We start from the raw sequence: 10530 nt of genomic DNA on the forward strand, positions 1-10530 counted from the left end.
CATGTCCGGACCACGTCCTGTCCGCGCGCCCCGCGGTACCACCCTGACCGCCCGCGGCTGGCAGCAGGAGGCCGCGCTGCGGATGCTGCAGAACAACCTCGACCCGGAGGTCGCCGAGCACCCCGACGAGCTCGTCGTCTACGGCGGTTCCGGTAAGGCCGCCCGCGACTGGAACTCGTTCGACGCGATGGTCCGTACGCTGACCACGCTGAAGGACGACGAGACCATGCTCGTCCAGTCCGGCCGCCCGGTCGGTGTCATGCAGACCCACGAGTGGGCGCCGCGGGTGCTGATCGCGAACTCGAACCTGGTCGGCGACTGGGCCACCTGGGAGGAGTTCCGCAAGCTCGAGGCGATGGGGCTGACGATGTACGGCCAGATGACGGCCGGGTCGTGGATCTACATCGGTACGCAGGGCATCCTGCAGGGTACGTACGAGACGTTCGGCGCGGTTGCGGACAAGAAGTTCGGCGGCTCGCTGGCCGGCACGATCACGCTGACCGCCGGCCTCGGCGGGATGGGTGGCGCGCAGCCGCTCGCGGTCACGATGAACGACGGCGTCGCGATCTGCATCGACGTCGACGAGTCCCGCATCCAGCGGCGCATCGAGCACCGGTACCTCGACGTACGGGCGTCGTCCGTCGACGAGGCGCTGCGCTTGGCCGAGGAGGCCAAGAAGGCGCGCAAGCCGTTGTCGATCGGTGTCCTCGGCAACGCCGCGACGATCGTTCCGGACCTGCTTCGCCGGGGCGCTCCCATCGACGTGGTCACCGACCAGACCTCGGCGCACGACCCGTTGATGTACCTGCCGATCGGGGTCGAGTTCGAGGACTGGACGACCGCGCGGGAGAAGGACCCGGCCGGGTTCACCGAGCGCGCGCAGGAGTCGATGGCCAAGCACGTGCAGGCGATGGTCGAGTTCCAGGACGCGGGCGCCGAGGTGTTCGACTACGGCAACTCGATCCGGGACGAGGCGCGCAAGGCCGGGTACGCCCGGGCGTTCGAGTTCCCCGGCTTCGTACCGGCCTACATCCGGCCGTTGTTCTGCGAAGGAAAGGGCCCGTTCCGGTGGGCCGCGCTGTCCGGCAACCCGGCCGACATCGCGAAGACCGACCAGGCGATCCTGGACCTGTTCCCGGACAACGAGCACCTCGCCCGCTGGATCAAGATGGCCGGCGAGCGGGTCGCGTTCCAGGGGCTGCCGGCCCGGATCTGCTGGCTCGGCCAGGGTGAGCGGGACAAGGCCGGTCTCCGGTTCAACGAGATGGTGGCCTCCGGCGAACTCGAGGCCCCGATCGTGATCGGCCGCGACCACCTGGACACCGGCAGCGTCGCATCGCCGTACCGGGAGACCGAAGGCATGCTCGACGGCTCGGACGCGATCGCGGACTGGCCGTTGCTGAACGCGATGGTGAACGTCGCCAGCGGCGCGTCCTGGGTGTCGATCCACCACGGCGGCGGCGTCGGCATCGGCCGGTCCATCCACGCCGGCCAGGTGTCCGTTGCCGACGGCACCGACCTGGCCCGGCAGAAGCTGGAGCGGGTACTGACGAACGACCCGGCGATGGGTGTCATCCGGCACGTCGACGCCGGTTACGACAAGGCCGTAGAGGTCGCCGAGGAGAAGGGCGTCAGGGTTCCGATGCGGGAGTCCTGACCACCGTCAGTATCTCAATCGTTACTGTGCACTTTTCGGGGGCACTTTCCAGGGACCGAGAAACCGTCCGATCGCGTGGCTTCGGTCCCGCGTTCCGCTAGGGTCTTTCGGGCGACCGACGACAAGCGCGAAGGGGCGCCATGATCGAGTTCGAGGACGTCACCAAGCAGTATCCGGACGGCACCGTCGCCGTCGACACGTTGTCCCTGCGGATCCCGAGCAACCAGATCACCGTGTTCGTCGGTCCGTCCGGCTGCGGCAAGACCACGTCGCTGCGGATGATCAACCGGACGATCGAGCGCTCCTCCGGGACGATCTCGATCGACGGCACGGACATCAACTCGCAGGACGCCGTGACGCTGCGGCGCGGGATCGGGTACGTGATCCAGAACGCCGGCCTGTTCCCGCACAAGACCGTGGTGGACAACATCGCGACCGTGCCGAAGCTGCTCGGCTGGGACAAGCGCAAGGCCCGCGGTACGGCGATGGAGCTGATCGAGCGGGTCGGCCTGGACCCGAAGATGGCCGAGCGGTACCCGGCCCAGCTGTCCGGTGGCCAGCAGCAACGAGTCGGTGTCGCGCGGGCGCTGGCGGCCGATCCCAAGATCATGCTGATGGACGAGCCGTTCAGCGCGGTCGACCCGATCGTCCGCCACCAGCTGCAGGAGGAACTGCTCCGGCTGCAGCGCGACATCGGCAAGACGATCGTGTTCGTCACGCACGACATCGACGAGGCGATCAAGCTCGGCGACAACGTCGCCGTACTGCAGGTCGGCGGCAAGCTGGCCCAGTTCGCGCCGCCGGCCGAGCTGCTCGCGAACCCGGCCGACGACTTCGTCCGCGGCTTCGTCGGGCAGGACCGCGGTTACCGGGCGCTGACGTTCATCTACACGGACCAGCTGACCGTGCAGCCGTTGCCGGACGACCTCGCGCTGAACGACGGCGTACCGGTCGGCTGGAAGAACGGTGCCGAGGCGATCGAGCCGGTCGGCGCGGTCTTCAAGCGCGGCGACTCGCTCCGCGCGGCGCTGGACGCCGTACTGACCTCCCCGAACGGTTTGGGCGTAGTCGTCGACGACCAAGGCCGCGCAGTCGGCGTCGTAGACCAAGGCTCGGTCGCGGAAGCGATGCGATCATGACGTGGATCGGCGACAACCTCGGCCTGATCTGGGAACAGTTGCGCGAGCACCTCTATCTGGCGATCGTTCCGGTGATCCTCGGGCTGATCATCTCGGTGCCTCTCGGGTACGTCGCGACGCGCTACTCCTGGTTGGCGAATCCGCTGATCGCGTTCGGCGGCCTGTTGTACTCGCTGCCGTCGATCGCGCTGTTCATCGTGCTGCCCGCGATCCTCGGGACCAAGGTGCTGTCCACGGTGAACATCATCGTGGCGCTGACCATCTACACGGTGTCGCTGCTGATCCGGAACGTGATCGACGGACTCCGTTCCGTGCCGCCCGACGTCCGGCAGTCCGCGATCGCCGTCGGGTACGGCGCTCTGCACCGGCTGGTCGCGGTGGACCTGCCGATCGCCGTACCGGTCATCTTCACCGGGCTGCGGGTCGTCACGGTCGCGAACATCTCGATGGTGAGCGTCGGCGCGGTGATCGGCATCGGCGGCCTCGGCGAACTGTTCACGCTGGGCTTCCAGAAGGACTTCCTCACCCCGGTAGTGGTCGGTGTGGTCCTGTCCCTGGCGCTGGCGCTGCTCGCGGACCTCGTACTGGTGACCTTGCAACGGGCGCTCACTCCGTGGGCGCGGGTTGTGCGACCCGTGGCGGAGGTGGCGTGACATGTGGCAGTACCTGACCGACTCCTACAACTGGTCCGGCAACGAAGGCATCTGGGCGCGGATCGTCGAGCATCTCTGGTACACGTTTGCCGCGCTCGGGCTGTCCGTCGTGATCGGGTTGCCGATCGGGCTGCGGATCGGGCACACCCGGCGCGGTGCGTTCCTGGCGATCAACGCCGGTAACGCCGCCCGGGCGCTGCCCAGCCTCGGGCTGCTGATGCTCGCGGTGCTGCTGACCAACCAGATCGGCTTCCTGCCGGTGCTGATCGCGCTGGTCGCGCTGGGCATCCCGCCGATCCTCGCCTCGACGTACGCCGGGATCTCGGGTGTCGATCCGGCGACGATCGACGCCGCCCGGGGGATGGGGATGACCGGACGCGAGATCCTGACCAAGGTGGAGATCCCGATCGCGATGCCGCTGATCATCTCCGGCGTCCGGAGCGCGACGCTGCAGATCGTGTCGACCGCGACGATCGCGGCACTGGTCTCGCTCGGCGGCCTCGGCCGGTACGTGATCGACGGGCTGAAACTGCGCGACTTCCCACAGATGTTCTCCGGGGCCTTGCTGGTGGCGCTGCTCGCACTGCTGCTGGATGCGTTGTTCGCCCTGATCGGACGGCTCACCGTCTCACCGGGCCTGAAACTCGGCTGAACTGTCCGTCGAACCTGCTGAACTTGAGATACATCCATCGGCACCGGCCGATGGCTGAACGAGAACACTGGAGGCTCTCGTGTTGAGATCCACGCTCATCCGTACTGCGATCGCCGGGGTGGCGGTGCTCGGCCTGGCCGGCTGTGGGGGTGGGGGCAACCAACTCGGCAACGACAACGCGGGGTCCTCGCCCGCGCCGTCCAAGGTGACCAGCATCACCGTCGGGTCGGCCGACTTCTCCGAGAGCCAGTTGCTGGCGGAGATCTACGGCCAGGCGCTCGCCGCCAAGGGCATCGACGTGAAGAAGAAGCCGAACATCGGCAACCGCGAGACCTACATGGCCGCGATCAAGGACGGGTCGGTCGACCTCGTCCCGGAGTACACCGGCGCTTCGCTGGCGTACTTCGACAAGAACTCCACCGAGACCGACCCGCAGAAGGCGTACGACGCGCTGAAGAAGGCGCTGACGCCCGGGCTGGAGATCCTGGAGATGTCACCGGCCGCCGACGAGGACACCATCGTGGTCACCAAGGCGACCGCGGACAAGTACAACCTGAAGTCGATCGCCGACCTGAAGGGCAAGAACCTGGTCGCCGGCGGCAGCTCCGAGTTCAAGGTCCGGACCGCCGGGCTGAAGGGCATGAAGGAGAAGTACGACGTCGACTTCAAGGACTACAAGACGCTGGACGCGGGCGGTCCGCTGAGCATCAAGGCGCTGCAGGACAACACCATCCAGGTGACCGACCTGTTCACCACGCAGGCCGTGATCAAGGACAAGGGCTGGGTCCAGCTCGATGACCCGGAGCACATCCTGCCGCCGAACAACATCGTTCCGCTGATCCGGACCGACCACAAGTCCGACGACGTCGTCGCCACGCTGAACGCGGTCGACGCCAAGCTGACCACCGACGCGCTGACCGACCTGGTCAAGCGGATCGACGTCGGCAAGGAGAGCGCGGACGCGGTCGCGAAGGACTGGCTGTCGAAGAACCCACTGTCCTGAGAGTCCTGACTTGAGCTTCGAATCCCTCTGGGCCGACCAGTCCGCCATCGGCCGCAACCCCGAAACCGGCGGTTACACCCGAGGCGGCTGGACCCCCACCGAACGCGACGCAACCCACTGGTTCCTAGACCAGTGCACCACCCGCGGCCTTCCAGTGGAATCCGACAGCATCGGCAACCTTATCGCCTGGTGGGGTTCCTCGGACGGTCCTGGCGTGGTCACCGGAAGTCATCTGGATTCGGTGATTGATGGTGGGGCGTTTGATGGGCCGCTGGGGGTGGTTTCGGCTTTGGCGGCTGTGGATCGGTTGCGGGCGGAGGGGTTCGAGCCGGGAGTACCGATCGGGATCGGGGCTTTTGTAGAAGAAGAAGGGTCGCGGTTCGGGATGCCCTGTCTGGGCTCCCGGGTCGCGGCCGGGGTGCTTTCTCCCGAGAAGGCATTGCAGTTGAAGGACCGGGCCGGGGTCGGGCTCGCCGAAGCGCTGGAGGAGTCCGGGCTCGACCCCGCAGGCCTCGGGCCGTCGCCCCTGCTCCGGCGGATGGGGACGTTCGTCGAACTACATGTGGAGCAAGGAAGAGGACTGACCGCACCAGTCGGCGTGGCCAGTTCGATCTGGCCCCACGGGCGGTACCGGTTCACCTTCGGCGGTGAGGCCAACCACGCCGGTACGACGCTGATGGAAGACCGCCACGACCCGATGCTCACGTACGCGATGACCGCCCTCGCAGCGAACAAACAGGCCCGTCTGGCCGGCGCCCGCGCGACGTTCGGCCGGCTGTCGGTCGAGCCGAACGGCACCAACGCCGTACCGTCTCAGGTCACCGCCTGGCTCGACGCCCGCGCCGCCGACACCGCAACGCTGGAATCGTTGCTCGCAGCAATCACCAAGCAGGCCACCGAACGCGCCGAACGCGACGGCACGACCCTCGAGGTCACCCCGGAGTCCGTCTCGCCGGTCGTCGACTTCCCGGCCGGCCTGCGCGACCGCCTGGCCGGCGTACTCGGCGGCGCCCCGGTGCTGCCGACCGGCGCCGGTCACGACGCGGGCGTGTTCTCCGACGCCGGCATCCCGACCGCGATGCTGTTCGTCCGCAACCCCACGGGCATCTCGCACTCCCCGGCGGAGTACGCCGAAATGGACGACTGCCTCGCCGGCGTCGACGCCCTGGCCGCAGTACTGAAGGACCTCGCGAAGTGACGACGTACTGGTGCGAGACCGCCCTCCTCCCGCACGGTCTCGCCTCCCGGGTCCTGCTCACCGTGGACGACGGCCGCTTCACCGCGGTCGAATCCGGCCTGAACCCCGGCGACGCTCACGTGCTCAACGGCCTCGTCGTCCCAGGGCTCGCGAACTGTCACAGCCACGCGTTCCACCGCGCGCTCCGCGGCCGTACGCAGACCGAGCGCGGCACGTTCTGGACCTGGCGCGAGCAGATGTACGCCGTCGCCGCCGCGCTCACCCCCGACTCGTACTACGAGCTCGCGAAGGCCGTGTACGGCGAGATGCTGCTCGCCGGTATCACCGCGGTCGGCGAGTTCCACTACCTGCACCACGCTCCCGGCGGCCGGCAGTACGACGACCCGAACGCGATGGGTGCGGCGCTGATCGCGGCCGCGCGCGACGCCGGCATCCGGATCGCGCTGCTCGACACCTGTTACGTTGCAGGCGGCATCGATCAGCCGCTGAACGAGGTCCAGCAACGGTTCAGCGACGGCGACGCCACCGCGTGGGCCTCCCGGGTCGCTCAGCTGCACGGCGACGACGACGTGGTGATCGGTACGGCCGCCCATTCGATCCGGGGCGTACCGCAGGATCAGCTCGGCGCGGTCGCGTCGGCATTCCCTGACGTACCGCTGCACATCCACCTGTCCGAACAGGTCGCGGAGAACGAGGCCAGCCTCGCTGCGTACGGGCGTACGCCGACGCAGGTCCTCGACGAGGCCGGATTCCTCAGCGGGCGGACGAGCGCCGTACACGCGACGCACCTGACGTCCGTCGACATCGGCTTGCTCGGGAGCTCCGCGACGTACTCCTGCTTCTGCCCGACCACCGAACGCGACCTGGCCGACGGCATCGGCCCGTCCGTCCAACTACGCGACGCGGGCTCGCCGCTGACCCTCGGCTCGGACAGCCACGCGATCATCGACCTCTTCGAGGAAATGCGCGCCGTGGAGCTCAACGAACGCCTCGCGACCCAGGAACGCGGCCACTGGTCCGCCCCCGAACTCCTCAAAGCAGCCACCCTCGACGGCCACCGTTCTATAGGCTTCCCCGACGCCGGCCTGATCGAGCCCGGCGCCCGAGCCGACCTGGTGGCCATGCGCCTCAACACCGTCCGCACAGCCGGCACCGGCGACACCCCGGAAACAGCGGTCTTCGCGGCAACAGCCTCCGATGTGTCCGATGTAGTCGTCTCCGGAAACCACCTGGTTGCCGACGGCAAGCACATTCGAATGGACGTGGCGGCGCAGCTGACCAAGTCGATCGCGGCGGTGACCCGATGACCTCGCTCGTACTCACAGGCATCGGTTCGCTGGTGACCAACGACCCGACTCGCGGCGGCCTGCTGGGCGAGCTCCACGACGCCGCCGTGGTGATGGACGGCAGCAAAATCGCTTGGGTAGGCCAACGAACGGCCGCCCCACCGGCGGACTCCGCGATCGACCTGGGCGGCCGCGCCGTGATCCCCGGCTTCGTCGACTCCCACTCGCATCTCGTCTTCGCCGGCGACCGCGCCGAGGAGTTCGCGGCCCGGATGACCGGTACGCCGTACTCCGCCGGCGGCATCCGTACCACCGTCGCCGCGACCCGCGACGCCACCGACGAACAACTGACCGCCAACGTGGCCCGCCTCGTGACCGAGATGCGCCGCCAGGGAACCACCACGGTCGAGATCAAATCCGGCTACGGCCTGACCGTCACCGACGAAGCCCGCGCCCTCCGCATCGCCGGCCAGTTCACCGACGAAACCACGTACCTGGGCGCCCACGTAGTACCGGCCGACCAGGAGCCCGCCGCCTACGTCGACCTGGTCACCGGCCCGATGCTCGACGCCGCAGCCCAGTACTCGAAGTGGATCGACGTCTTCGTCGAACGCGGCGCCTTCGACGCGGACCAGGCCCGGACCATCCTCGAAGCCGGAATCACCCGAGGCCTGCAACCCCGCATCCACGCGAACCAGCTAGGCGAAGGCCCCGGCGTACAACTGGCCGCAGAATTCGGCGCCGCCGCAGCCGACCACTGCACGTATCTCACCGACGCCGACATAGACGCCCTTGCGTCCAGCGGCGTAGTAGCCGGTCTCCTCCCCGCGATCGAGTTCTCCACCAGATCCCCGTACCCCAACGCCCGCCGCCTCCTGGACGCCGGCGTCACCGTAGCCCTGGCCACCGACTGCAACCCAGGCTCCGGCTACTCCTCCTCCATACCCTTCTGCATAGCCCTGGCAGTCCGCGAGATGCACATGACCCCCGCCGAAGCCCTCTGGTCCGCCACCGCCGGCGGCGCCGCCTCCCTCCGCCGCACCGACATAGGCCACCTGACCCCCGGATCCCAGGCCAACCTCGCCGTCCTCGACGCCCCCTCCTACCTCCACCTCGCCTACCGCCCCGCGGTACCACTCGTCACTCAGACCTTCATCGCCGGCCGCCCCGTCTAGGCGGACCTCCAGCACTCAGTAACCTCCGTGCGAGCGACCACCGCACGCTTGGCTCCGCTGTCAGGCGGCCCGGATCAGGTGCTTACTGAGTGGTGGAAGTCCGGCAGCTCGCTCGATCGCCGCGACCACCCACTCGGGGTCGTACATGATGTCCTCCCAGCTGAAGCGGAGCACCTGCCAGCCGCGGATCGCGAGGTTCACGTGTCGGCGGCAGTCCTTGACCAGCGCCTGGCGGCTTCCGTGGTACGCGAAGCCCTCTGCCTCCAGACCGAGGCGAAGCCGAGGATTCCCGAGATCAAGCCGAGCAGAGAACTCCGCGTCCTGCACCCGCAGTTGAGGAACAAAGCCTTCGAGTCCCCGTTCGATCAACAAGGCCCGTAGAGCGGACTCCAGCACTGACTCGGCGCGACCGTCCGCGAGTCCGGCGACTCTCTGAACTCGCCGACGATGAGGGCCGCGGAGTCCCTCCGTCGCGTCGAGGAGCTCGTCCTGTTCGACGCAGCCCTTCCGCAAGGCCGAGTCCGCGAGCGCGAGCGCCTCGCTGAACGGCAGGATGCGGAGGCAGTCCAGGACTGTCCGGAGCGGTGTGGTGATGTCGTCCAGCACAGGAACGTCCGCCCAGTGCAAGATGCAGGGAAGACCTGCACGGCGCCGCCGCCGTCCGGGCGGGAGCGTAACGTGCGGCTGGAGCGGCATATGGATCAGGTCCATGCCCCAGTGTTGCGCCGCGCTCAGATGCGAGACGACGCCTCCGTGGCTGCGAGCAGCGGTCAGTGCGGGTGGTGCTTCCGGCAGCGCGTAGACGCCTTTGGCGACTCGACGGATCTCACCGGCCTCGAGAGCGTTCCGGATGGCGCGCGCCGAGGCGAGTGTGCGGAGCTCGGCAAAGGTCGACGACCCTCCACGCCTGCTGATCGCCTCGGCCACATCTGCCACTCGAACATCATGACGAGAACCGCAGATCCGCGGCGGGTGCTATCCACAGGCGGACCGCCAGCACTCAGTATGGCTGCCCAACAGCGGCTCGCCGACCGCCGCTGAGCGTGGACCAGGGCTGCTCTGACCGGCTTGGTGAGTGGTGGGGGTCCGTAAAACGACCTGCACCGGGCGGGGCAGGTGCGAGACGCTGGGGGTATGGACACGAGGGCACGGTTGCGGAGCGCGTTTCGGTGGCAGACGGATCGTGGGGTGTGAAGTAGTTACGCCGATCTGACCGGGTGGTGGCGGGACGCGGAGTTGTTGCGGGCGGTCGGGCCGGCGCTCGCGGGGCTGTACGACGAGGTGCCTACGGTGGTCGTCGGGCCGGTGTCGCGTGGGTCGCTGGTCGGGGCGTTGACCGCTGCCGCGCTGGGGGTCGGGTTCGTGGAGATGCGGAAGGCCGCGGGGTCGGCGGTCGACAGTGATCGGTGGGTGTCGCGGACGACGGCACCTGACTACCAGGATCGGCAGCAGGTGTTCGGGTTCCGGCGGCGGTTGGTGCGGCCGGGGGACCGGGTGCTGATGGTCGACGACTGGGCCGAGACCGGGGCGACCGCGCTGGCGGCTCACGGGTTGGTCGAGGACTGTGGGGCGCGCTGGATCGGGTCGGCCTGCATCGTCGACGGGATGATGGATCCGCGGTTGCGGCACGAGCTCCCGCTGCGGGCGCTGCTCGACGTACGGCAGCTCTAGGTGTGATGTCCAGGGAGGTTGTCCCGGTCGGTGGCGGTGAGTCTGTGTGACAGGTGAAGGCCTCCGGTTGTGAAGTGGAGCTGTCTAGTTCACCGC

10 protein-coding genes are annotated in these 10530 nt (G+C 68.3%); 9 read left to right on the forward strand and 1 reads right to left on the reverse strand.

The genetic code is table 11. From position 1 onward, the window contains the following. Nucleotide 1: 1 nt before the first annotated feature. The 8 genes from hutU (at nt 2) to hutI (ending at nt 8763) form a co-directional block, all read left to right on the forward strand. A complete protein-coding gene (hutU, locus tag ACZ5BU_RS33985; protein ID WP_465704643.1) occupies nt 2-1657 on the forward strand; it encodes a urocanate hydratase in 1656 nt (551 codons plus the stop codon). A 140-nt stretch (nt 1658-1797) separates the two neighbouring features. After that, entirely contained in the window at nt 1798-2796 is a 999-nt protein-coding gene (locus ACZ5BU_RS33990) for an ABC transporter ATP-binding protein (protein WP_465704645.1), read from the forward strand. After that, entirely contained in the window at nt 2793-3449 is a 657-nt protein-coding gene (locus tag ACZ5BU_RS33995) for an ABC transporter permease (RefSeq protein ID WP_465704647.1), read from the forward strand. Before ACZ5BU_RS33990 ends, ACZ5BU_RS33995 begins: the two co-directional genes overlap by 4 nt. A 1-nt stretch (nt 3450) precedes the next feature. After that, nucleotides 3451-4101, forward strand: a complete 651-nt coding sequence (locus ACZ5BU_RS34000) for an ABC transporter permease (protein ID WP_465704650.1) — start codon at nt 3451-3453, stop codon at nt 4099-4101. A 79-nt stretch (nt 4102-4180) separates the two neighbouring features. After that, on the forward strand, nt 4181-5104 hold the full coding sequence (locus tag ACZ5BU_RS34005) for an ABC transporter substrate-binding protein (protein ID WP_465704651.1): 924 nt from the start codon (nt 4181-4183) through the stop codon (nt 5102-5104). 10 nt (nt 5105-5114) lie between these two features. Next, complete coding sequence (locus tag ACZ5BU_RS34010; protein WP_465704653.1) at nt 5115-6302, forward strand: allantoate amidohydrolase; 1188 nt, start codon at nt 5115-5117, stop codon at nt 6300-6302. After that, nucleotides 6299-7609, forward strand: coding sequence for a formimidoylglutamate deiminase (locus tag ACZ5BU_RS34015; protein WP_465704655.1), 1311 nt, complete (start codon nt 6299-6301; stop codon nt 7607-7609). The genes ACZ5BU_RS34010 and ACZ5BU_RS34015 overlap by 4 nt, the downstream gene beginning before the upstream one ends. After that, nucleotides 7606-8763, forward strand: a complete 1158-nt coding sequence (gene hutI, locus ACZ5BU_RS34020; protein WP_465704657.1) for an imidazolonepropionase — start codon at nt 7606-7608, stop codon at nt 8761-8763. The genes ACZ5BU_RS34015 and hutI overlap by 4 nt, the downstream gene beginning before the upstream one ends. Nucleotides 8764-8823: 60 nt before the next feature. On the opposite strand, the gene ACZ5BU_RS34025 is transcribed toward hutI, so the two are convergent. Then, nucleotides 8824-9699 (reverse strand): DUF559 domain-containing protein, encoded by an 876-nt coding sequence (locus tag ACZ5BU_RS34025; RefSeq protein WP_465704659.1) that lies wholly within the window; start codon nt 9697-9699, stop codon nt 8824-8826. 300 nt (nt 9700-9999) lie between these two features. On the opposite strand from ACZ5BU_RS34025, the gene ACZ5BU_RS34030 reads away from it, so the two are divergent. Continuing rightward, the gene (locus ACZ5BU_RS34030; protein ID WP_465704661.1) at nt 10000-10434 is read left to right on the forward strand and encodes a phosphoribosyltransferase family protein; all 435 of its coding nucleotides are present in this window, start codon (nt 10000-10002) and stop codon (nt 10432-10434) included. Nucleotides 10435-10530: the final 96 nt, after the last annotated feature.

It is taken from the genome of Kribbella sp. NPDC031520 (assembly GCF_055580825.1).